At 66.2% G+C, this 22,371-nt stretch carries 22 protein-coding genes; 8 read left to right on the plus strand and 14 right to left on the minus strand.

Annotated elements, in window-relative coordinates; genetic code table 11:
- Positions 1–4 precede the first annotated feature (4 nt).
- Together IWX78_RS09015 and IWX78_RS09020 are read right to left on the minus strand one after the other, a co-directional pair.
- Positions 5–301, minus strand: coding sequence for a Fe-S cluster assembly protein HesB (locus IWX78_RS09015; RefSeq protein WP_196833179.1), 297 nt, complete (start codon positions 299–301; stop codon positions 5–7).
- A 172-nt stretch (positions 302–473) separates the two neighbouring features.
- Positions 474–740, minus strand: a complete 267-nt coding sequence (locus tag IWX78_RS09020) for a GlsB/YeaQ/YmgE family stress response membrane protein (protein ID WP_196833180.1) — start codon at positions 738–740, stop codon at positions 474–476.
- Positions 741–1,113: 373 nt separating this feature from the next.
- Between IWX78_RS09020 and IWX78_RS09025 the strand changes: the two genes are divergently transcribed.
- Together IWX78_RS09025 and IWX78_RS09030 are read left to right on the plus strand one after the other, a co-directional pair.
- A complete protein-coding gene (locus IWX78_RS09025) occupies positions 1,114–3,195 on the plus strand; it encodes a DEAD/DEAH box helicase (RefSeq protein ID WP_196833181.1) in 2,082 nt (693 codons plus the stop codon).
- A 76-nt stretch (positions 3,196–3,271) separates the two neighbouring features.
- On the plus strand, positions 3,272–3,700 hold the full coding sequence (locus IWX78_RS09030) for a GNAT family acetyltransferase (RefSeq protein WP_196833182.1): 429 nt from the start codon (positions 3,272–3,274) through the stop codon (positions 3,698–3,700).
- Here the strand turns inward: IWX78_RS09030 and IWX78_RS09035 are convergent.
- The 7 genes from IWX78_RS09035 to IWX78_RS09065 form a co-directional block, all read right to left on the minus strand.
- The gene (locus IWX78_RS09035; protein ID WP_196833183.1) at positions 3,687–4,286 is read right to left on the minus strand and encodes an antibiotic biosynthesis monooxygenase; all 600 of its coding nucleotides are present in this window, start codon (positions 4,284–4,286) and stop codon (positions 3,687–3,689) included. The genes IWX78_RS09030 and IWX78_RS09035 overlap by 14 nt on opposite strands.
- Positions 4,287–4,350: 64 nt before the next feature.
- Complete coding sequence (locus IWX78_RS09040) at positions 4,351–5,448, minus strand: Rv2578c family radical SAM protein (RefSeq protein ID WP_196833184.1); 1,098 nt, start codon at positions 5,446–5,448, stop codon at positions 4,351–4,353.
- Between the two features lie 69 nt (positions 5,449–5,517).
- Positions 5,518–6,318, minus strand: coding sequence for an energy-coupling factor transporter transmembrane component T family protein (locus IWX78_RS09045; protein ID WP_196833185.1), 801 nt, complete (start codon positions 6,316–6,318; stop codon positions 5,518–5,520).
- Positions 6,315–8,024: an ABC transporter ATP-binding protein gene (locus tag IWX78_RS09050; RefSeq protein WP_196833186.1), complete on the minus strand. Its 1,710-nt coding sequence runs from the start codon at positions 8,022–8,024 to the stop codon at positions 6,315–6,317. Before IWX78_RS09050 ends, IWX78_RS09045 begins: the two co-directional genes overlap by 4 nt.
- Positions 8,025–8,037: 13 nt before the next feature.
- Complete coding sequence (locus IWX78_RS09055; RefSeq protein WP_196833187.1) at positions 8,038–8,634, minus strand: ECF transporter S component; 597 nt, start codon at positions 8,632–8,634, stop codon at positions 8,038–8,040.
- Between the two features lie 92 nt (positions 8,635–8,726).
- The gene (locus tag IWX78_RS09060; RefSeq protein ID WP_196833188.1) at positions 8,727–9,683 is read right to left on the minus strand and encodes a pirin family protein; all 957 of its coding nucleotides are present in this window, start codon (positions 9,681–9,683) and stop codon (positions 8,727–8,729) included.
- Positions 9,680–10,003: a GNAT family N-acetyltransferase gene (locus IWX78_RS09065; protein ID WP_196833189.1), complete on the minus strand. Its 324-nt coding sequence runs from the start codon at positions 10,001–10,003 to the stop codon at positions 9,680–9,682. The genes IWX78_RS09060 and IWX78_RS09065 overlap by 4 nt, the downstream gene beginning before the upstream one ends.
- A gap of 119 nt (positions 10,004–10,122) precedes the next feature.
- Between IWX78_RS09065 and IWX78_RS09070 the strand changes: the two genes are divergently transcribed.
- The 5 genes from IWX78_RS09070 to IWX78_RS09090 all read left to right on the plus strand — a co-directional run bounded on the left by IWX78_RS09070 (position 10,123) and on the right by IWX78_RS09090 (position 16,900).
- Positions 10,123–10,728, plus strand: a complete 606-nt coding sequence (locus IWX78_RS09070; RefSeq protein WP_196833190.1) for a hypothetical protein — start codon at positions 10,123–10,125, stop codon at positions 10,726–10,728.
- 124 nt (positions 10,729–10,852) lie between these two features.
- Positions 10,853–11,617 carry a YcnI family copper-binding membrane protein gene (locus IWX78_RS09075; RefSeq protein WP_196833191.1) on the plus strand — a complete coding sequence of 255 codons (765 nt, stop codon included), beginning with the start codon at positions 10,853–10,855 and terminating at the stop codon, positions 11,615–11,617.
- Positions 11,614–12,318 (plus strand): copper resistance CopC family protein, encoded by a 705-nt coding sequence (locus IWX78_RS09080; protein ID WP_196833192.1) that lies wholly within the window; start codon positions 11,614–11,616, stop codon positions 12,316–12,318. Before IWX78_RS09075 ends, IWX78_RS09080 begins: the two co-directional genes overlap by 4 nt.
- A 109-nt stretch (positions 12,319–12,427) precedes the next feature.
- The gene (recQ, locus tag IWX78_RS09085; RefSeq protein WP_442929232.1) at positions 12,428–14,299 is read left to right on the plus strand and encodes a DNA helicase RecQ; all 1,872 of its coding nucleotides are present in this window, start codon (positions 12,428–12,430) and stop codon (positions 14,297–14,299) included.
- A gap of 480 nt (positions 14,300–14,779) precedes the next feature.
- On the plus strand, positions 14,780–16,900 hold the full coding sequence (locus tag IWX78_RS09090) for an acyl-CoA dehydrogenase family protein (protein ID WP_196833193.1): 2,121 nt from the start codon (positions 14,780–14,782) through the stop codon (positions 16,898–16,900).
- Between the two features lie 59 nt (positions 16,901–16,959).
- Here the strand turns inward: IWX78_RS09090 and IWX78_RS09095 are convergent, their stop codons facing one another.
- Entirely contained in the window at positions 16,960–17,760 is an 801-nt protein-coding gene (locus IWX78_RS09095; RefSeq protein WP_196833194.1) for an ABC transporter permease, read from the minus strand.
- Positions 17,760–18,695, minus strand: coding sequence for an ATP-binding cassette domain-containing protein (locus IWX78_RS09100; RefSeq protein ID WP_334684650.1), 936 nt, complete (start codon positions 18,693–18,695; stop codon positions 17,760–17,762). The genes IWX78_RS09095 and IWX78_RS09100 overlap by 1 nt, the downstream gene beginning before the upstream one ends.
- Positions 18,696–18,772: 77 nt before the next feature.
- Between IWX78_RS09100 and IWX78_RS09105 the strand changes: the two genes are divergently transcribed.
- A complete protein-coding gene (locus IWX78_RS09105) occupies positions 18,773–19,573 on the plus strand; it encodes a TetR/AcrR family transcriptional regulator (RefSeq protein WP_196833196.1) in 801 nt (266 codons plus the stop codon).
- A 25-nt stretch (positions 19,574–19,598) separates the two neighbouring features.
- Here IWX78_RS09105 and IWX78_RS09110 read toward each other — a convergent pair whose 3' ends face one another.
- Genes IWX78_RS09110 through IWX78_RS09120 form a run of 3 tightly spaced genes read right to left on the minus strand, consistent with a single transcriptional unit; the run spans position 19,599 to position 22,312 of the window.
- Entirely contained in the window at positions 19,599–20,264 is a 666-nt protein-coding gene (locus IWX78_RS09110) for an SDR family oxidoreductase (protein WP_196833197.1), read from the minus strand.
- A gap of 26 nt (positions 20,265–20,290) precedes the next feature.
- Complete coding sequence (locus IWX78_RS09115; protein WP_196833198.1) at positions 20,291–21,295, minus strand: aldo/keto reductase family protein; 1,005 nt, start codon at positions 21,293–21,295, stop codon at positions 20,291–20,293.
- Positions 21,296–21,328: 33 nt separating this feature from the next.
- Positions 21,329–22,312, minus strand: coding sequence for a malate dehydrogenase (locus tag IWX78_RS09120; protein WP_196833199.1), 984 nt, complete (start codon positions 22,310–22,312; stop codon positions 21,329–21,331).
- Between the last annotated feature and the right edge of the window lie 59 nt (positions 22,313–22,371).

Below are 22,371 nucleotides of genomic sequence, written 5' to 3' on the forward strand. Positions count from 1 at the left end.
GTGCTTAATTCTGCAGCGGTGTCTGCTCGCCGATGGCGAACCGGACGGCACCGGCTTCGTCCACTTCGGCGTCGAGAATCTTGTCATCGAGCACGACGGCAGCGTTCTCTTCGAGGAAGACGCGAGCGCCTGCCACCTCGACGACGGAGTCGCTGGGCTCGGGGGAGCCGGCGACGGCGACCGACAGGTCGACGCTCTCTGCGGCGGGGCTCGAGATGCGAAGTCCGCCGGTCTCGGTGCCGGTGGTCTGGACGGTGATGGTCTTGACGATGGTGCTGGCGTTCTCGGTGAGGGTGAGCATGCTCTTCCTTCCGGTTGGCGAATGAAGTGTCCCACCCTTCCTGACCAGGCGGTCGATCTCAACATCTCAGCCCGGTTCGGAGGCCTTTCACATGTTGCCGACCGCTGGTCTCGTTAACGACGGATGCCTCCCCGACGAGCGGGGAGGCATCCGTGCGAACGCGAGTGGTCGGTTACGCCTTACGGGAGTTACGCGTGAACAGTCCGTACAGCAGAAGGACGATGATCGAGCCGACGATGGCGACGAGCCAGGTCTGGATGCTCCAGAACTCCTGCAGGTCGACTCCGAAGAGCAGGCTGCCGAGCCAACCACCGAGCAGGGCGCCCACGACACCGAGTAGCAGTGTGATGAACCAGCCGCCGCCCTGTTTACCAGGAAGGATGGCCTTAGCGATCGCCCCAGCGATCAGACCGAGTAGAAGAAACGCGAGGAAGCTCAAAGCTCCACCTCCATTTGTTCAGTACGTCGTCCCGAGCCCGGGACTCGGGTTCGCCGCCGGGTTAGGCGGGTGTAACTGAAGGATACTCCGGAGCGGGGGAACTCTGCGTATTTGCCGCGAATCTGGGCCATTTTGCTTTCTCCATAGACACAGGACCCGATCATGCCGTAATGTTGCCGGGTCGGCTCTGGACACCGCGGGATGTACCGCGGAAGGGTTTGTAAGTCTGGTGGGCCGGTTATACGTCGCGATAACGCGTACGTATTCACACGATGTGAAACGGTCCCGGCCATCGACTGCTCGGGTATGAGAATGCCGCAGTTTTGCTGCGCGCGCTTCGCGATTCATGCATACATACAACCCGGAAAGAACTATGCCCAAGAACAAGAAACCAGCCGGCGGGCGCCCTGCCAAGAACTTCGATCCCACCTACGCACGCAAGAGCGGTGGTCCGGCAGGTGCCGCGACCGGAAGCCGGAGCCCCGGACACCGCGGCCACCGCCCGGTCGAGGGCGATGCCCCCAAGAAGGCGCGCTGGAACGCCGACGAGCGTGCCGCTCGTCGTCACTCGGACGAGCCCCGTGAACAGCGTGCGCCCCGCGACGAGCGCTATGACCGCGACGTGCAGCCTCCCCGCAATGCGGAGCGCCCCAGCTACACGCGCGGAGAGCGCGCCCCCCGCAGCACCGAGCGTCCCGCGTACAACCGTGGTGAGAACCGTCCGGACCGCACCGACCGTCCCGCGTACAACCGTGGTGAGAACCGTCCGGACCGCACCGAGCGTCCCACCTATAACCGTGGTGAGAACCGTCCGGACCGCACCGAGCGTCCCACCTATAACCGTGGTGAGAACCGTCCGGACCGCACCGAGCGTCCCGCGTACAACCGTGGTGAGAACCGTCCGGACCGCACTGAGCGTCCCGCGTACAACCGCGGCGAGCGGACCGAGCGTCCCACCTATAACCGTGGTGAGAACCGTCCGGACCGCACTGAGCGTCCCGCGTACAACCGTGGCGAGCGGACCGAGCGTCCCGCGTACAAGCGCGACGACCGCCCGCAGCGCTCGTTCGGCGACCACCCCGAGCGTGGCTCGTACGACCGCACTGATCGCGAACCGCGTAAGGACTTCGGCAACGACCGTCCTCGCCGGGACTCCGGCGAGAAGAACTTCTACCCGAACCGCGACGCCAAGGGCAACTTCACGCCCGAGGACGACGTCGTGCTCGAGCGCCTCGAGGCACAGGCAACCCTGGCCACCGACGTCGAAGGCGTCTCGTTCGCAGACCTCGGTCTCGGCGGAAACATCGTCGCGGCCCTCGCAGAACTCGGAGCGGCCAGCCCGTTCCCCATTCAGGCGGCGACCATTCCTGACGTCATCGCTGGTCGCGACGTCCTCGGCCGTGGCCGCACCGGTTCAGGCAAGACCATCGCCTTCGGCGCTCCGCTTGTCGAGAAGCTGATGGAAAACGGCGGAGGCAAGAAGCGTGCCATGGGTCGCAAGCCCCGCGCCCTCATCCTCGCTCCGACCCGTGAGCTCGCCCTGCAGATCGACCGTACGGTGCAGCCCATCGCCCGCAGCGTCGGCCTCTTCACCACCCAGATCTACGGTGGAGTGCCGCAGGGCCGCCAGGTCGGTGCCCTCCAGCGTGGCGTCGACATCATCGTCGGCACGCCGGGCCGCATCGAAGACCTCATCGAGCAGGGTCGCCTCGACCTCTCCGAGGTCACCGTCACTGTCCTCGACGAGGCCGACCACATGTGCGACCTCGGCTTCCTCGAGCCGGTGCAGCGGATCCTGCGACTGACCGCCCCCGGTGGCCAGAAGTTGCTGTTCTCTGCCACGCTCGACAAGGGTGTTGCCTCGCTCGTCAAGGAGTTCCTGCCGAAGCCGTCCGTTCACGAGGTCGCCGGTGAAGACCAGGCCTCAGCGACGATCGACCACCGCGTTCTCGTGGTCGAGCACCGCGACAAGGACCGCCTTATCGAAGAGCTCGCCAACCGCAACGAGAAGACCCTCATCTTCTCGCGCACCCGTGCATATGCCGAGCGTCTGGCCGACCAGCTGGAAGATGCAGGCATCCGCGCCGTCTCGCTCCACGGTGACCTCAACCAGGCCCGTCGTACCCGCAACCTGGCGCAGCTGACCTCTGGTCGGGTCAACGTGCTCGTTGCGACGGACGTCGCCGCCCGCGGCATCCACGTGGATGACATCACGCTCGTCATCCAGGCTGACGCCCCCGACGAGTACAAGACGTACCTCCACCGTTCCGGTCGTACCGGCCGCGCGGGCAAGGTCGGCACCGTCGTGACCATCATCCCGAAGGCACGCCAGCGTCGGATGACCGACCTTCTCGGCCGCGCCGAGATCGAGGCGGACTACGTCAACGCCCGCCCCGGTGACGAAATCATCGAGGAGCTCGCCGGTCGCATGACCAACGCGAAGCTCACGCGCTAACCCGCTGCAGCCGACATCGGCGGATCGGACCTCACGGTCTGGTCCGCCGATGTCTCGTTAACGCGAGAATGGGCGGATGCGCATCCGCCCATTCTCGAAAAACGACCGGACCGACGACACCGAATCGGTCGTCGCCCTGTGGCGCGAGTGCGGTCTTACCCGTCCGTGGAACGATCCGTACGCTGACATCGTACGAAAGCTCAGCAGCCAGCCGGAACTGTTCCTCGTCGGCGAGACGGAAGCCGGGGTGCAAGCCTCCGTCATGGTCGGGTTCGACGGGCATCGCGGCTGGATGTACTACCTGGCCGTCGCATCCGACCGTCGAGGAACAGGTCTCGGCCGGGCTCTCGTCGCCGAGGCAGAGAGACTGTTGACCGAGCGTGGTTGCCCGAAGATCATGCTCATGGTGCGATCGACGAACGAGCACGTCGTCGCGTTCTATCGGACTCTCGGTTACGCGACTGACGAGGTCGTCGTGCTCGGCAAAAGGCTCATCGAGGACTGAGCTCGACGACGCCCAGCCGCCGGCGTGGCGCGTGAAGCCAGCCTCGGAGGAGCCGGGTGACGAACGGGAGCACCCAGAACGTCATGATCGGCGCGAGGGTGAGCGTCGAGATCAGAACGTGCAGAAAGACGCCGAGCTCGTCCCAGCCGGGGATGAACGCCGTGACGAGTACCGTGAACGCGAGGTTGAGCGGGAAGAAACCGAGCCAGATGCTCGTGGCCTGCTTCCAGCGTGGCGGGGTGACGGCCGAGGCCGCGGTCGCCTGCTGCTCGGATGGTTCGTCGAACCAGCCCTCGATCCCGGTGCGCTTCTCCACCCGGGACTGTTCCATGAACTCGCGGCCATCGCTGAGCCAGTGCGTGCGTTGGTCCGAGTCTTCCCACGCCTCGAGGGTGGACTCGTCGGTGAAGCGGTAGAGCATGTGCCAGGTCTCTGACCGCGCTCCGGCTCGTACCCAGCCCGACCCGAGAAAGCCGGGAAAAGCCCCGGCCATGCGGATGCCCGACTGGACCCAGGCGGTGGCCTCGGCGATGCGCTCGGGGTTCACCCGGCGCTCGATCGAGACGGTGATTGGTTGGTGTTCCATGCCCCAAGCCAAGCGCATAACTGTTTCGGCGACGTAACGCGGAGCATCCGCTGTGATGCCTGCCTCAGAACAGCATCGGCTCGGCGGTCGACGGCAGGATTCGCGCACCGGTCGAACCGTCGTCGCTCGCGAAGGCGACACGCTCGCCGACGTCGTTGCGCAGCATCCCGAGCGCTTTCGAGCGGATGCCGCCTGTCGACGGGTCTTCCTTTCCCCGCTCGAGTCCGTGCGCCCGGATCAGCGGGGAGAGACGGGAAGCGAGCCACTGCCGATATTCCTTAGGTGCGTACGACCCTTTCGCGTACAGGGCCCGGTACTTCGGCACGAGTTCCGGATGCTGCCGCTCGAGCCAGTGCATGAACCACGGCTTGACGCCGGGTTTGAGGTAGAGCGAGCTGAACAGCACGCTCGTGCCACCGGCGTCAGCCACGCGCCTGAGTGCCTCGTCGAGATGCGCTTTCGTGTCGGTGAGGTAGGGCAGGATCGGCATGAGGAACACGCTGCAGTCCAGCCCGGCCTCGCGCACAGCGGTGACCGTCGCCAAGCGCGCCTTCGCCGACGGGGTCCCGGGCTCGATGGACTTCTGCAGCTCGTCGTCGTAGATGGCGATGGACATGGCGAGGTCGACAGGCACGGTCTGCGCCACCTCTGCGAGGAGGGGCAGGTCGCGTCGGAGCAGCGTCCCTTTCGTCAGAATGGAGAGCGGAGTCCCCGAGTGGGCCAGCGTCTCGATGATGCCGGGCATCAGGGAGTATCGGCCTTCCGCCCGCTGGTACGGATCGGTGTTGGTGCCGAGGGCGACCGGGTACGTGCCCCAGCTCGGTTTCGACACCTCTTTCTTGAGGACGTCGGCGACGTTGACCTTGACGACCACCTGGTTATCGAAATCGTCGCCGGCGTTGAAGTCGAGGTAGGTGTGGGTGGGGCGGGCGAAGCAATACACACACGCATGGCTGCAGCCACGGTACGGGTTGATCGTCCAGCCGAACGGCATCTGCGACTGGCGCGGAATGCGGTTGAGGGCCGACTTCGCGAGCACCTCGTGAAAGGTCACCCCGGCGAAGTCCGGAGTCTGCACGCTCCGCACGAGGTTGTTGAGTTTCGCGAGCCCCGGCAGCGCCGACGGTTCTTCCGTGCCCAGTTGTTGTCCGTCCCACCGCATCTCTTCATTAGAACATACATTCGATGATTGCGGATGGCCGAGCCGCGCCTGTGGGCAAAAAAGGTGTGGTCAGCCCAGGCGGGCCGCAACGATCAGCAGAACGATGCCGATCAGCCAGAACGTGGCGACGAAGACGGCATCCCGCGCCCGGAGAGGAACGAGGTGACGCTCGGTTCTCGTGGGGTGAGCGCCGAACGCGCGGGAGTCCATCGCGAACGACACCCGTTCGGCGTGACGGATCGCTCCGGCGAGAAGCGGAACAACGTATCCGAACGACCGTCGGATGCTCGCGACCGGCCCGCGACCGCCCGCGACCCCCCGGACGCGGTGCGCCTGCGTGATGAGGTCGAGGTCGTGCCTGAAGCGCGGAACGAACCGGTACGCGGCAAGCGCCGTGTAGCCGATCCGATACGGCACCCGCAGGTGCTGCACCGCCGACCGCACAAAGTCCGGCCCGGTCGTCGTCAGCCCGGGGATCAGCGCGAGAGAGAGGATGGCAGCCAGGCGCAACGCCGTCGCGAGGCCGATCAGCCAGGCCCCGGCGAAGAAGCGGTACTCGCCGAGCTGGAACAGGACGGCGGTCGAATCGACGCGCGATGCATCCGTCCACAGGCCGAAGCTCAGCGACAGCACGAAGACACCGATCGGAATGCCGATGACCAGCGCCGCGCCGCGCCGCAGGCTGAGCCGGCCTCCGACCAGGACAAGGACCACGGCGAAACACAGAAAGAGCAGGGGCGTCCACAGGTCGCGCACCACGAGCAACCACGCCATGAACGGCAGGGGAGCGGCGAGCTTCGCGAGTGGGTTGAGCCTGTGCAGGAATGCCCGCGGTGGTGCATCGAGCGACGTGTACGGGTCGAGGGTCATGACGGTGCGCCCGGGAGATCGGCCAGGCGGGTGATCGACCGCCACTCCGGGTGGGCGGTCAGATTCCGCATCGCCCGTGCCAATGGAGGCGGGCGAAGGCCGGCGCTCTCGAGCAGATCGGTGTCTGCAAGGATCCGCTCCGTTGGCCCGGTGTCGAGCAGCTCACCGTCGCGGAGGACGGCGACGTGGGTGGCGTACTCGGCGACGAGCTGCAGGTCGTGAGTGGCTGCGACGATGGTCGTTCCGTCACGGTTGAGGCGCGACAGCAGCGACATCAGTTCGTCTGCGCGCTCGCGGTCCTGGCCGAAGGTCGGTTCGTCGAGCACGAGAACGGGTGGGCCGGCGATCAGTGCCGTACCGACGGAGAGCCGCCGTTTCTGGCCGCCAGACAGCAGAAACGGATGCTCGTCGCGCAGTTCTGCAAGTCCGAATCGTTCGAGCATGGCCGTGACCTGCGCGTCGATGTCGTGTGGATTGCTGCCACGCATCCGAAGCCCGTGCGTGAGTTCATCCACGACGGTGTGTGCGATGAACTGATGTTCAGGGTTCTGGAACACGAACCCGACGTGCGCGGCGAGTGCAGGGAGATCCCCTGTGGCCGGATCGAGGCCACCGACCGTGACCCGCCCCCTCGGGGGAGCGACGACGCCGGCGATCGCCTGGATGAGAGTCGTCTTTCCGGCACCGTTCGTGCCGATAACCGCAATGAAGTCTCCTGTCTGAACTGTCAACGAGATGTCGCGGATCAGGTCACGACGTCCGCGGTTCACCGTGAGGTGGCTGACCTCGATCGTGGTCGACGCCGCGTGGCTCGCTGGCGGGCGCCGCGGCAGATCCGGAAGCTCGCGGATGCCGTCGAGCGCCGCCGTCAACTCGCCACCGGTCATCGGGAGGGGAGCAAGCTCGACTCCTGCGTCTCGAAGCCTCAGTGCGGCGAGCGTCGAGGTCGGCAGCCACACCCCGAGTGCTGCGACCTCCACCGCCCGGTCGACGAGGACCTCGCGGGTCCGGCCCTCGATGGCGACACGGCCGCGCCGGTCGAGTACCACCACCCGGTCGACGAGATCGATGGACGCATCGAGGTTGTGCTCGATCAGAAGGATGGAGTGGTCGCCGTGCTGCACGAGATCCCGCAGCACGGCGTACACGTCGTCGATCCCGGCCGGGTCGAGGTTCGCTGTCGGTTCGTCGAGTACGAGGAGGGGAGACTCCATGGCTAGTGCAGCGGCGATGCTGAGCCGTTGCCTCTGGCCACCTGACAGCACATCGGGATTTTCGCCCCGACGGTCCCAGAGACCGACAGCCAGAAGTGCGGCCTGTGCGCGGGTCAGGATCACGTCGACGGGGAGCCCGAGATTCTCCGGTCCGAAACAGACCTCGTCGAGGATGGTGCCTGTGACGATCTGCGCGTCCGGGTCCTGGAAGACCATCGCGACTTCCTGGGACAGTAGCGCCACCGTGGCATCCGTCGTCTCGATGCCGCCGGTGACGACGGATCCTGTCAGTCGGGCAGGGACGGCGTGCGGCACCAGTCCGTTGACGGCGAGAGCGAGCGTCGACTTGCCACAGCCAGACGGACCGAGCAACAGAACGACCTCGCCCCTGGCGATGTCGAATGACGCACCGTCAGGGGTGTCGGCTGACCGACCGTGGTGGCGGATGCGCACATCGGCCAGGCGCAGGGGAACGGAGGGGGGTTCTCCCATGATGTTCAGCGGGTCACGCCGCAGCCATCAGAGCATTCATCGACTCCGAGCGCCCGGCACGTCGGTCGATCTCATACTGGAGCCCCCTGGCCACACCGGTCTTGTCGAGCCGGTCGGCGATGATCCGCCCGAGCCAGGTGACGACGACGGGGCTGATGGCGAACAGGCTGAAGTAGACGAGGTTGGCCCAGCCGGTGAAATGGCTGAGGCCGACTGCGATGAAAACGCCGAGGCCGAAGAGCAGGCCGGCGATCGCGGCGGCGAGGTAGAAGACCCAGGCCTTCCAGTAGCGGTACCGGGCGGTGACGAAAGGGAGCTCCTGAAGCAGCCCGATGGCGAGGCCGGTGCCGAGGTATCGGAAGAACCATTGCGGACTGAACGCTGCAGCGACGAGCCCGGCGAACAAGCCGGTGAGCAACGCGACTCCTCCGCGTCGGAGGAGGGATTGCGAGATGACCCCTGGGAGGAAGTAGATCCCGATGAGAGCGCCATAGAGGATCGGAACAGTCGCTGCGAGCAGGCCCTGGACGTAGCCGCTGACCACGAACGCGAGACCGCCTGCGACGCCGATCGCAGCGCAGGTCAGCAGAAGCCTGGTGCTGAAACGCATGGGTGCTCGCAGTCGTGGGTCGGGAGGGGTCGGGCTGTCCTGTTCCTCTCAACTTAGCTGAGCCTAGCCTCATCTCCAAGGTCGCCCGGGGCTCACACCCGGCGTCTCCTCGGCGTCAGACGCACGGACGGAAGAGGCGGAGCCGGGATGCGCTGCCTGCCGTGTCCGTCGACGTGCCCGAATCGTGGAGAGTTGTTCTCCCAGTCCTCCCTGGCGGCGACGATTTCCTCGTGGCTGCGCCCGACGAAGTTCCACCACATGATGATTTCGTCACCGAACGGCGCCCCTCCGAGAAGCACGAATCGTGCTCCGTCCGAGCTCGACAACTCCACCTGCTCGCGTTCGGTTCCGAGGTAGAGCAGCGGTCCGCTTGTGACGCGTTCGCCGGCGACATCGAGAGTGCCGGAGATCACCATCACCGCGTATTCGAAATGTGACTCCAGGGGCATGGTGACGGTTGCACCCGCTGTGATCACGGCATCCGCCCCGACGAGCGGGGTATAGATGGTGGCGTCGGCGACGACGTTCCCGAGCCTGCCGACAAGAACGGTGGCGACCAGCCCGTCGACGGTGAACACCGGCAGGGTCGTGTATTGCTCGAAGAACGGTTCGACTCCGGCCATCTCCCTGGGCAGGGCCACCCAGAGCTGGAGCCCGCGAATCGGTCCGCTCTCATCACCGACCGAGAACTCCGAGTGCGAGATCCCCGATCCGCTCGTCATGATGTTGAGCTCTCCTGGCTTCACCACGACATCGGATGCGACGCTGTCGCGATGGCGGATGGTTCCCTCGATCGGCCAGGTCACCGTCTGCAGACCCATGTGCGGATGAGGAAGTACTCGCATCGTGGTTTCTTCATCGTCGAACCGGTCGAGAAAACACCAGGCGCCGACCATCGGCAGTTCGCGCTGGGGAAGCGACCGGTGGACCAGGATGCCCCTGATCCCTCCGAGCGGAACCTCACGCGGCTCGAACCTGCGCACGGTCGGGCCGGACGACGTGACGGGGCCGCTCGTCGACTCCTCGACCGCTGCGTCCCACCTGGTCATGACCTGGTCCGTTCGGGCAGGTCGTCGATGTGATCGTCGAACTCGTGGTGGCTCTGCAGATACTCGCGGATGAACGGGCAACGCGGCACGATTCTCTTGCCCCGGCTGACCGTGTCCTCGAGGGCGAATGCGGCGAGCCTGCTGCCCAGTCCGTGGCCGCCGAAGGCCTTATCGACGATGGTGTGCACGAAGGTCACCCGGGAGTCCGACTCACGGTACGTCGCTATTCCGGCTCTCGTCTCACCGACCCAGACCTCGTAGCGGGACTCGGGCTCATTCCGAACGAGGCGTGGCTCGTCGCTGACGGCGCTGTCGGTCATCCCGGCTCCTGTTCCTTCGGTGTTGTTGAGTGCCAACCTACGCGCGGCCGGTTTTATTCGCGAGCATGGATGGGGAGCTGCGACCGACCCGGGGCACCGTCGGCTCCGAAGTAGAGTGGATGCGACAGGAGAACGACATGCAGGCCAGGCAAGCTCGAGTGACACGTGGTGTCCTCGCTGCCGCCGTCTCCACGTTTGCCGCCGCGTTCTCGCACGGCGTCGCCGCCTCCGAGCCGCCGAGCGTTCTGGCGCTCGCCGCGGCATCCGTCCTCGCGGTCGCCGTGTGCACCGCGCTGGCCGGCCGGGTGACCCGGCTGCGTCTCGCCGTCGCTGTCGTGCTCAGCCAGCTCGGATTCCACGCACTCTTCGCTCTGCTGCCGACCGCCAACGGTTCGATGAGTATGAGCGGCCACCACGGCACGGTCACGATGACGACGGATGCCGCCGCACACCTGCACACCTCAACGGACCCAGGCATGTGGCTGGGCCACGCCGCTGCTGCCGTTGTCACCATCCTGGCGCTCAGCCATGGGGAGCGCTCCTTTTCGGCCATCGTCGAGGTCCTGCGCCTGACGATCCGAGCGCTCGTCCGCGCCCTTGTCGCCCTGCCGGTCCCTCCGGTCGCCTGTGCCGCTCCAGAGTGGCTACCTGTACGGTCGGCGACGACGGTACTGCTGCCATCCGTCGTTCAGCGACGCGGCCCGCCGGTCGCGCTCTGCGCCTGAGCCTGCCTGCGGTCATCCGCACGTCAGGTCCTCCTGCCGCGCCTCCCTGGTTTCTCCCGGCCTGTCTGCGCCTCGTCGCGCTCGTCGGTGTTCCTGTTTCTCTCCTGTTCGAAGGATTCTTCCCATGTCGTCATCCCGAAACCGTTCCACATCTTCCCGTCGCAGAAGCACACTTGCGGCCGGTGTCCTCGCGGGTACCGCGCTGGCCGTCGCCGTTCCCCTCGCCGCCGTCGCCCACGTGACGGTGACGCCGTCCACGACAGCAGCCGGGGCCACCACACAGCTCACCTTCTCGGTCGGTCACGGCTGCGACGGTTCCCCGACCACAGCGCTCGCTTTCACGATCCCCGAGGAAATCGTGTCGGTCACCCCGACCGTCAACCCGAACTGGACGGCCGAGAAAGTGATGGTCGACCTCGCCGAACCGATCACCGATGCGCACGGCACCTCGCTCGTCGAGCGGGTCGGGCAGGTCGTTTACACGGCGAAGACCCCGCTCGCCGACGGATTCCGCGACACCGTCACCCTGCAACTCACCCTCCCCGCCGACTCCGACGGTTCGACGCTGGCGTTCCCTGTTCTTCAATCGTGCGAGGTCGGCGAAACCAACTGGGCTGATGTCGCCGACGAGGGTCAGGACCCCCACGACCTCGAAGCTCCTGCACCGACCGTGACCGTCACCGAAGCGGACCCTGGCGACGGAGACACCGCAGATACGGCAGCCGCCACCGGCGCCGCACCTGCGGCTCCAGCGGTGTCCGAACCCGACCTCGTCGCTCGCGGGCTCGGGCTCGGCGGACTCGTCGTCGGCCTCGGCGGCGTCCTTCTCGCCGTGCTCTCCCGTGGACGCGCCGCACCCCGCACATCGAAGAAAGGCACCCACTCATGAAACTCCGTATTCTGATCGGACTCGGCGGTGTGGCCGGCGTGGCGATGGTCGCCGTGCTGGGTCTCGCTCCCGCCCAGGCGCACAACTCGCTCGTGTCGACCAACCCGGCTGCCGGTGCGGTCGTCACCGAGCAGGTGGGAACGTTTGCGGTCACGACGAGCGATCTCCTCCTCGACTCGGGAACCGACAGTCCGACCACGTTCGTCCAGGTGAGCGGCCCAGGTGAGTCAGCCCTGTATTACGGCGACGGATGCGCCACCGTCGACGGCGCGACCCTCACAATGCCCGCCCAGCTCGGCGAGGCAGGCGAGTACACCGTCAATTGGGGAGTGGTCTCGGCAGACGGTCACCCGATCACCGGCGATTTCGCATTCACCTGGGCACCGGCGGAGGGCCAGGAGCTCGGGGAGGGATTCGCATCAGCACCGACCTGTGGGGCCGAGCCGACCGAATCCCAGACCCCGGCACCCGTGACCGCCACGCCCGAGGAACCAACCCAGACCGCAACCACGGCGCCGGTCGGTGAGGAGGGGACCGCCTCGGCGTCCGTCTCAGATATCGTGTGGATCGGAGCCGCCCTCGGTGTCCTCGTTCTCGCTGCGATCGTCGTGCTCGTGGTCGTCCGGTCGCGCGGCCGGTCCTCCGCGGCGACAGACGCAGGCGACGACGACACGCGGGTCGACCCGCCCGCAGCACGCTGACCGGCCGGCCGACGGAACGGATGCCCGTTTCGTCGGCCTGTCGGCATCCGCTCGGCCGCCTGAGTGATCGGCCGGCACAGGAATTACCGTTCTGTCGGGCGCTCAGGCTATCGTTCGTCACGTGACAAGCGCCTCGACCGTTCCCCCGACCACGTCAGCGACGCCCGGTGTCGCCCGCCCGTCTGCCGCTGAGGTGCTCCACCGGGTGTTCGGATTCGATGCGTTCCGCGGAGACCAGCAGGCGATCGTCGACCAGCTCGTCTCTGGCGGAGACGCCGTCGTGCTCATGCCGACAGGTGGCGGCAAGAGCCTCTGCTACCAGGTGCCCTCCATCGTCCGTGATGGCACCGGAATCGTCGTATCCCCCCTCATCGCCCTCATGCAGGACCAGGTCGATGCCCTGCTGGCCGTCGGGGTGAACGCGGCCTTCCTCAACTCGACGCAGGCAGCAGACGAGCGTGCCCGCGTCGAAAACGCCTACCTGGCCGGCGAACTCGACCTGCTCTACGTCGCGCCCGAGCGACTGAACACCGAGGCAACGAAACGGTTTCTCGGCAACGGCCGGGTCGCGTTATTCGCCATCGACGAAGCACACTGTGTGTCCCAGTGGGGTCACGATTTCCGCCCCGACTATCTCAGCCTCGGCGACCTGGCCGAGCGCTGGCCAGACGTTCCGCGCATCGCCCTCACGGCGACGGCGACCGACGCCACCCACCGCGAGATCACCGAACGACTCTCCCTGCACGACGCTCAGCACTTCGTCGCCAGCTTCGACCGCCCCAACATCCAGTACCGCATCGTGCCGAAGAACGAGGTGCGCAAGCAACTCGTCGACTTCATCCGACAGGAAGGAGCGGGGCAGGCCGGCATCGTCTACGCGCTCAGCCGTAACACCGTCGAGAAGACGGCAGCACACCTGCAAGCGCAGGGCATCAATGCCCTCCCGTATCACGCCGGCCTCGATGCCGCGGTTCGGCAATCCACCCAGTCCCGGTTCCTGCGCGAAGACGGCATCGTCATCGTTGCGACCATTGCATTCGGGATGGGCATCGACAAACCCGACGTCCGATTCGTTGCACATATCGACCTGCCCAAGAGCGTCGAGGGGTATTACCAGGAGACCGGGCGGGCCGGCCGCGATGGCGAGCCGTCGGTGGCCTGGCTGGCATACGGTTTACAGGACGTCGTGCAGTTGCGGCGGATGATCGACGATTCGCCCGGCGATCTCGCCCACCGCAGACGCATGTCCGCCCACCTCGACGCGATGCTCGCGCTCTGCGAGACCGTTGAATGTCGTCGGCAGAACCTGCTTTCCTACTTCGGCCAACCCTCCGAACCCTGCGGAAACTGCGACACCTGTCTCGACCCGCCTGAGGTCTGGGACGGCACAGTGCCTGCGCAGAAACTTCTCTCGACGATCGTTCGGCTCAAGCGCGAACGTAACCAGGAGTTCGGTGCAGGTCATCTCATCGACATCCTGCGCGGCAAGACGACGGCGCGCACCACCCAGTGGACCCACGACACCATCGCCACCTGGGGTATCGGAGCGGATCTCTCCGACCAGCAGTGGCGGGGAGTGGTTCGCCAGCTGCTCGCCAAACGCCTGCTCGCCACGCGCGGTGAGTACGGAACACTCGGCATCACCGAGGGCAGCGCCGCTGTGCTCTCCGGAACGAGCACCGTCCCGATGCGCAACGAGCCGGAGCGGCGTGCATCCTCCAGCTCAGCCCGTCGCGCTGCGGTCGCCGACCTGGCTCCCGCAGACGCCGGGCTGTTCGAAGCGCTCAGGGCCTGGCGGGCTGCCGAGGCGAAAGAGCAGGGTGTGCCCGCGTACATCGTGTTCGGTGACGCGACGCTGAGGGCCATCGCCACCGCGCGGCCCGGAACGGTCGACGACCTGGGCGGGATCAGCGGTATCGGCGAGAAGAAGCGCGCCAGCTACGGCGAAGCCCTGGTCGCCGTCGTGGCCTCGGCCGGCTGACGCCCCGACGATACCGCCCAGATACAGCAACGCTGCCCCGACCTGACGGTCGGGGCAGCGTGTGTGTGTCAGCAGGTCAGCCCTTGCGGGCTTTGTCCTCGCCCTTGGCCTTTTTGTCGGCGCGCTTCTCTTTCAGCGACTTCGCTGGTTCTTTCTTCGACGAGTTCTTCTGAGGTGACTTGTTCGGCATTCGTACTCCTTTGACCTGGCCAGCCACGCCGGCTTCGTCCCTCGACACTACGCTGTTTCTCGATGCCAGCGAGTGCTCCGCTGCCGTGCGCGTGCAACGAGCACCCGTCTCTGCGCGCTCTTTGTGGAGAGTATCCGTAGATCGACGGCTCCGACTGTAGCTTTCCTCAGTCCGCTCCGCTCCGGACCCGGTTGAGTTTGTAGCCCGGGAACGGGGCATTTCCGCGCGTCAAGCGACGCTCGTACCGTGGAGAACGACGTACTTCAGTGATGAAAGACAAGGGAACACCCATGGTTGACACCTCCATCCGCACCCTCGACGCCGACTCCGACGGCGTCAGCGAGGCAGAAGGCACCCGACCGGCGACGGGCGACCGCATCGACGTCTCCGAGCTCAGCGAGAAGCTCCTCGGCTCGTGGCCGGACGCACGTCGCGCTGCCCGCAGGCTCACTGCAAGGCCGGAGCTGCACCGTATAGAAGGCCAGACGCTGACCGAGCACCGCGACACGGTTTTCGGCCAGCTGAAACTGCTCGTCGAGAACGGGCAGGTCCACCGGGCGTTCCCCAAACACCTCGGCGGGATGGAAGATCACGGTGGCAACATCGCCGGGTTCGAGGAACTCGTCACGGCTGACCCGTCGCTCCAGATCAAATCCGGCGTGCAGTGGGGCCTCTTCGGTTCCGCCGTCATGCACCTCGGCACGAGGGAACACCACGACAAGTGGCTGCCTGGCATCATGAGCCTCGACATTCCCGGCGCGTTCGCCATGACCGAGATCGGTCACGGGTCGGATGTCGCGTCCATCGGCACGACGGCGACCTACGACGCCGGGACCGAAGAGTTCGTGATCCACACGCCGTTCCGCGCCGCGTGGAAGGACTACCTCGGCAATGCCGCAGTGCACGGCAAGGCGGCAACCGTCTTCGCCCAGCTGATCACCGATGGCGTCAACCACGGTGTGCACTGCTTCTACGTGCCGATCCGTGACGATGAGGGGAACTTCTTCCCGGGCGTCGGTGGCGAAGACGACGGCATCAAGGGTGGCCTCAACGGCATCGACAACGGAAAACTGCACTTCACGCAGGTGCGAATTCCGCGCACCAACCTGCTCAACCGCTACGGGGACGTCGCGGCCGACGGCAGCTACTCCTCACCCATCGCCAGCCCCGGCCGGCGCTTCTTCACGATGCTCGGCACTCTCGTGCAGGGTCGCGTGTCGCTCGACGGTGCCGCCGTCTCGGCATCCGCCGTCGCCCTGCAGATCGCGATCACCTACGGCAGCCAGCGACGCCAGTTCAACGCGGGCAGCGATGAGCAGGAAGAAGTGATCCTCGACTACCAGCGTCACCAGCGGCGGCTGCTGCCGAAACTCGCGACGACCTACGCGCAGAACTTCGCGCACGATGAGCTCCTCGTGAAGTTCGACGGCGTCTTCAGCGGCGAACGCGACACCGACGACGACCGGCAGGATCTCGAAACCCTGGCCGCCGCCCTCAAATCACTGTCGACCTGGCACGCGCTCGACACATTGCAGGAGGCTCGCGAGGCCTGCGGCGGCGCCGGCTTCATGGTCGGTAACCGTCTGACCAGCCTGAGGGCCGACCTCGACGTGTACGTCACGTTCGAGGGTGACAACAACGTGCTGTTGCAGCTCGTCGGCAAGCGACTGCTCGGAGACTACGGCAAGAGATTCAAGGGTGCGGATGCCACGACTCTCGCCCGTTTCGCCGCCGAACAGGCGCGCGGCAAGGTCGTGCACGGCACCGGGCTGCGTTCACTCGCTCAGACCGTCTCCGACTTCGGCTCGACGGCACGGTCGGTCGGACACCTGCAGGATGAGGACGCCCAGCGTGAACTTCTCACTGATCGGGTCGAAAGCATGATCGCTTCGATCGCCGGTCGGCTCCGCGTCGCCGGCAAGATGTCGAAGACCGAGGCAGCCGCGCTGTTCAATGCCCATCAGAACGAGCTCATCGAAGCGGCGAAGGCTCATGCCGAACTGCTGCAGTGGGAAGCATTCACCCGGGTGCTCGGAACCGTGACCGACCCGGCGACGAAGAAGGTCCTGACCTGGCTCCGAGACCTGTTCGGATTCGAACTGATCGAGAAACACCTCGCCTGGTACCTGATTCACGGGCGGTTGTCCGGGCAGCGTGCCCAGTCGGTGACGGCATACATCGACCGCCTGCTGGCGCGGCTGCGTCCCCACGCCGTCGACCTCGCGGACGCATTCGGGTACACGCAGGATCACCTCCGGGCGCCGATCGCGTCAGGGATCGAAGCCGAGCGGCAGGATGAGGCCGCCGCCTACTTCGCGGAGCTGCGGGCATCCGGGAACGCACCGGTCGATGAGAAGGCCGCAACGTCGGCGTTCGACGCACTGAACCACCCGAAGAAAAAGAAGAAGTAGCCGGGAACGGCGACGGCGGCGGTTCCCTAGCGGGAGCCGCCGCCGTTCTGTGTTGCCCCTCAGCGGCGCAACCGTCGGTATGCCCTCGCAGACAGCGGCAGGAACACGAGGGTCAGCGCCAGCGGCCAGGCGACGGCGAGCAGCACTCCGCCGTCAGCCATCCACCCGGACGTCACACCCGTCGGGTTGCCGAACAGCTGCCGCGTCGCTGTCGCCGTCGCCGAGATCGGATTCCACTGCGCGATGGCACCGAGCCACCCTGGCATCGTCTCCGGTGACACGAAGACGTTCGACAAAAAGCCGATCGGCCAGATCAGAACCTGCACCGCCATCGTCGCGCCGGGCCCGCGGAAGATGAGGCCGAGGAAGATACCGATCCAGAGGAGAGAAAAGCGCAACCACAGCAACAGGAGAACGGCGAGCAGGGCCGATCCGACGTCCGATGTGATCCGCCAGCCGATGAGGAGTCCGCCGCCCATCAGCACGGCGAGGTTCAGGATCGACGACGCCAGGTCTGCGCCGCTCCGCCCGAGCGCAACGGCTGAGCTTCCGATCGGCATGGATCGGAACCGGTCGGTGATGCCCTTCGCGGCATCCGTCGACATCGCCTGCAGCGTGCCCTCCAGGCCGAAGAGCATGGTCAACGTGAACATGCCGGGGAGCAGGAAGGTGACATAGTCGCCGCCGCCAGGCACGGCGATGGCTCCTCCGAACAGGAAGGCGAACATGAGCAGCAGCATGATCGAGAAGAGCAGGCCGAAGATCGGCAGGGCGGGCTGCCTCACCCAGTGCAGAAGCTCGCGCTGGGTGAGGATCCAGGCGTTCCGCAGAGCGGGCGACGGTGCTGGGGGCGTGGTCATCAGGCATTCTCCTTGCGGGTGAGTGACAGGAACACATCGTCGAGGGTCGGCCGGCGCAGGGCGAGGTCCTCCGGTTCGATCCCGGCCGCATCCAGCGCTCGCACGGCTCTGAGCAGGCCGGCGGCACCGGCCGGGGATTCCACGGTCACGGTGAGCGACGCGAGGTCGATGACGGGTTCACGGTCGATCCGAACGGATGCTGCCACGCGGTCGATATCGGCGGCATCCTTCACGGTGACGACGACACGGTCGGCACCGAGCTGCCTTTTGAGCTCGTCAGGGGTGCCGGAGGCGACGACACGTCCAGCGTTCATCACCGTGATCGTGTCGGCCAGCTGGTCGGCTTCATCGAGGTATTGCGTCGTCAGGAGAACCGTCGTGCCCGCCTCGGCGATCTGACGGATCGTCGCCCACACCTCGCTGCGCCCGCGAGGGTCGAGCCCTGTCGTCGGCTCGTCGAGGAACAACACGGCCGGTGTGAGGATGAGGCCGGCGGCGATGTCGAGCCGCCGCCGCATTCCTCCGGAGTAGCCGGAGACCGGGCGGCTCCCCGCCTCGGTGAGCCCGAACCGGTCGAGCAGCTCATCGGCCCGCGAGCGTGCAGCATCGCGGCCGAGTCCGAACAGCCGGCCGAACATCATGAGGTTCTGCCGGCCACCGAGGATCTCATCCACAGCAGGCGACTGGCCGATCAGACCGATACTTCGCCGGACAGACGCCGGTGCCGTTCGGGTGTCGTGGCCGGCGACGGTGGCCGAACCCGAATCCACGTCGATGAGCGTGCTGAAGGCGCGGACCACCGTGCTCTTCCCCGCGCCGTTCGGGCCGAGCAACCCGTGGATCGAGCCCGCGCGCACGGCCAGGTCGAATTCGTCGAGAGCGGCGACGTCGCCGTAGCGTTTCGTCAGCCTCTCTGCGATCAATGAGTAGGTCACAATTCTCCTTTTGCGTACAGTGTACGAAGTTCGGGACAGCATTAACGTACACCATACGGAGTACGTAGACTAGGCCCATGGCACCGGAGGATGCACCCGTAGACGCGACAGCGGATCGCACCCTCGCTTTGCTGTGGCGCCACAAGCTCCCGGAACCGACGGGCAGTCGAGGGCCGAAGCAGAAGACGACCGTCGACGCCGTCGTTGCCAGCGGAATCGCCTTGGCCGACGACGAAGGGCTGGAGACCTTCTCGATGCGCAAGGTCGCCGACCGGCTCGGTATCGGGGTCATGTCGGTGTACACGTACGTTCCCGGTCGTGAGGAACTCATCGGACTCATGATCGACCAGGCGACGGGGGAGAAGCCGCACCCGGCGCTCGAGGGGAACCTGCCCGCACGGCTGGAGATCGTCGCCCATCATCTCTGGGACGAGTACGGCAGGCATCCCTGGCTGCTGCAGGTGGACACCTCGCGGCCCTGGCTGGGGCCGAACATCGCCGATCGTTACGAGTGGGAGCTTTCAGCGGTAGAGGGCAGCGGGATCTCCGACATCGAGATGGACCAGGTCGTCACCCTGATCGCGGGATTCGTCGCCAGCGCGGCGCGGTCGGCCCGGGACGCGAAGCGAACAGCCGAGCGGTCAGGGCTGAGCGATGAAGCGTGGTGGGCGATCAACGCCCCACTGCTCGAACGGGTCATGGACGGGGCTGACTACCCGATCTCCGGCCGCGTCGGCCAGGCATCAGGCGAGGCATACAACGCAGCGAGCAACCCGCAACTGGCTTTCCGATTCGGACTCGCCCGGGTGATCGACGGGATCGTGTCGTTCGTCGAGGCTTCGCCTGCCCATGACTCGGGGGATCCACGCAGCGCGTGAATCCCCCGAGTGCGGTGTTTGTCTGTCAGCTGGTGGAGACGGCTGCGGCGATGGCAGCAGGAATCGGCGTCTCACCCGAGATGAGATCCCAGGAGTGCCCAGCCGAGTCCGGCAGTGTCAGCACCGCCGCGATCGTCGCGGCGACGTCTGCTCGCGGGATGGTTGCGCGGTCCGTCTCGGTTGCGAGCGTCACCATCCCCGTCGGCTCGTCGTCGGTCAGGCCGCCGGGGCGCAGGATCGTCCAGGCAAGACCCGTGCGCCGCAGTGCGATATCTGCGTCTCGCTTCGCGACGACGTAGGCCGTCCACTGCTCGTCGGCATCAGGGCCGGGTCCGTCGTCGACCCCGATGGCCGAGATCTGCACGAAGCGCGACACGCCAGCATCTTCGGCAGCGGCGGCCGACTTCACTGATCCTTCGTAATCGACGGTGTGCTTGCGCTCGGCACCGGAACTGGGCCCGGCGCCGGCGGCGAACACCACGGCATCCGCTTCAGCCATGGCTGCGACCAGCTCAGAAGCGGATGCCGTCTCGATGTCGCAGACGACCGGCTCTGCACCCAACGCCTCGATCTCTGCGCTGTGGTCGGGATTTCTGAAGATGCTGACGACCTCATCACCACGTTCGACCAGAAGAACGGTCAGCTGCCTGGCGATGGAACCGTGCCCACCGATGAGAACAATTCGACTCATGTCGTGCCTTTCGTTGAGCGGGGCGATCAGGACGGGCGCGATTCGGGCGAGACCGTCTGGCGCGGGTCACGCTCCGGGAGCGACCCGAGCACGTCGTCGATCCGGGTGAGGGTATCCGCAGAGAGCTTCACGCCCGCCGCCTTCACGTTGTCGCGTACCTGATCCGGGCGAGACGCGCCGATGATGGCAGAGGCGATGTTGTCGTTCGACAGCACCCAGGCGATCGCGAGCTGCGCGAGCGTCAGGTCCTGTTCGTCTGCGATCGGCTTCAGGTTCTGTACGGCCGTGAGCACGTCGTCGGTGAGGAACCGCTTGACGGCATCCGCCCCGCCTTTGTCGTCTGTCGCCCTGCTGCCGGCCGGGAGCGGCTGCCCGGGGAGGTACTTACCGGTCAGAACTCCCTGTGCAACGGGGGACCAGACGATCTGCGAAATACCGAGGTCCTTCGACGCCGGCACCACTTCATCTTCGATGACCCGCCAGAGCATCGAGTACTGCGGCTGGTTCGAAATGAGCGAGATGCCGAGCTCCTTCGCGAGAGCCGATCCGCGGCGCAACTGGTCGGCATCCCATTCGGATACTCCGATGTACAGCGCCTTCCCCTGCCTGACCACGTCGGCGAAGGCCTGCATGGTCTCTTCGAGCGGCGTCTCCGAGTCGTAGCGGTGCGCCTGGTACAGGTCGACATAGTCGGTGCCGAGACGCGACAGCGACCCATTGATCGACTCCATGATGTGCTTGCGGCTGAGACCAGAGTCGTTGGCGCCCTTCGGCCCGGTCGGCCAGTAGACCTTGGTGAAGATCTCGAGCGACTCGCGGCGCTCAGAGGCGAGCGCCTCGCCGAGCACCGTTTCCGCTGCCGTGTTGGCGTAGGCATCCGCCGTGTCGAATGTGGTGATGCCGCTCTCCAGAGCTGCGGCAACGCACTCACGGGCGGCGTCGTTCTCCACCTGCGAACCGTGGGTGAGCCAGTTGCCGTAGGTGATCTCTGTGATCCTGAGGCCTGAGTTTCCGAGGTATCGATAGTCCATACGGCAACGCTACGCCCGCTGAGGTCCCGGCCGCTAAATCAGTCCGAGCGATTGCACCTGGTCTCGTTCTGTGCTCAGTTCCCGCACGGATGTGTCGATCTGTCCGCGAGAGAACTCGTCGATCCCGATGTCAGGCACGATTCGCCAGGCGCCGTCGACGCTCTCGACCGGGAACGAGGAGATCAGGCCTTCGGGGATGCCGTAGCTGCCGTCCGACGACAGGGCCACACTCGTCCAGGCGCCACGCTGGCCGTGCACCCAATCTCGGACGTGGTCGATCGCCGCGCTCGCTGCGGAGCCGACCGAACTCGATCCCCGAACCTCGATGATCTCAGCACCACGTTTGGCGACGCGCGGGATGAAGCCGTCGCGCACCCATGCGTCGTCGACGAGCTCGGAGACGGCCCGACCGGACGCTGTCGCGTGAGAGAGGTCGGGGTACTGCGTTGCCGAATGGTTGCCCCAGACGGTCACCCGGTCGATGTCGCCGGTCGGTACATCGAGCTCGGCGGCGAGAAGTCCGACTGCCCGGTTGTGGTCCAGGCGGGTGAGGGCTGTGAAGCGCTCGCGGGGAACATCAGGCGCGTGCGCCGCGGCGATCAGGGCATTCGTGTTCGCGGGGTTGCCGACGACGACGACCCTGATGTCTGAGGCCGCGCCTGCGTTGATGGCGGCGCCTTGCGGTCCGAAAATGGCACCGTTCGCCGCGAGCAGGTCCGCGCGTTCCATCCCAGGGCCGCGCGGTCGCGAGCCCACGAGGAGGGCGACATTGGTGCCGTCGAACGCCGTCGCTGCGCTGTCCGTTACCGTCACCCCGTCGAGGAGAGGAAAGGCACTGTCCTGAAGTTCGAGCGCAGCTCCTTCGGCGGACGCCAGTCCGGCGGGAATCTCGAGCAGTTTCAGGCGCAGGCGGGTATCGGGGCCAAGCAGCTGCCCGGACGCGATCCGAAAAAGCAGGGCGTAGCCGATCTGCCCGCCAGCTCCTGTCACCGTCACTGTGGCGGTCGTTCCGGTCATGATTGCCTCCTCGAGGTCGTCTGGCACAGCCTACGGGCGGAGGATGCCCGGTGGAACCG

It is taken from the genome of Mycetocola sp. CAN_C7 (genome assembly GCF_015752285.1).
GTDB lineage: Bacteria > Actinomycetota > Actinomycetes > Actinomycetales > Microbacteriaceae > Mycetocola_A.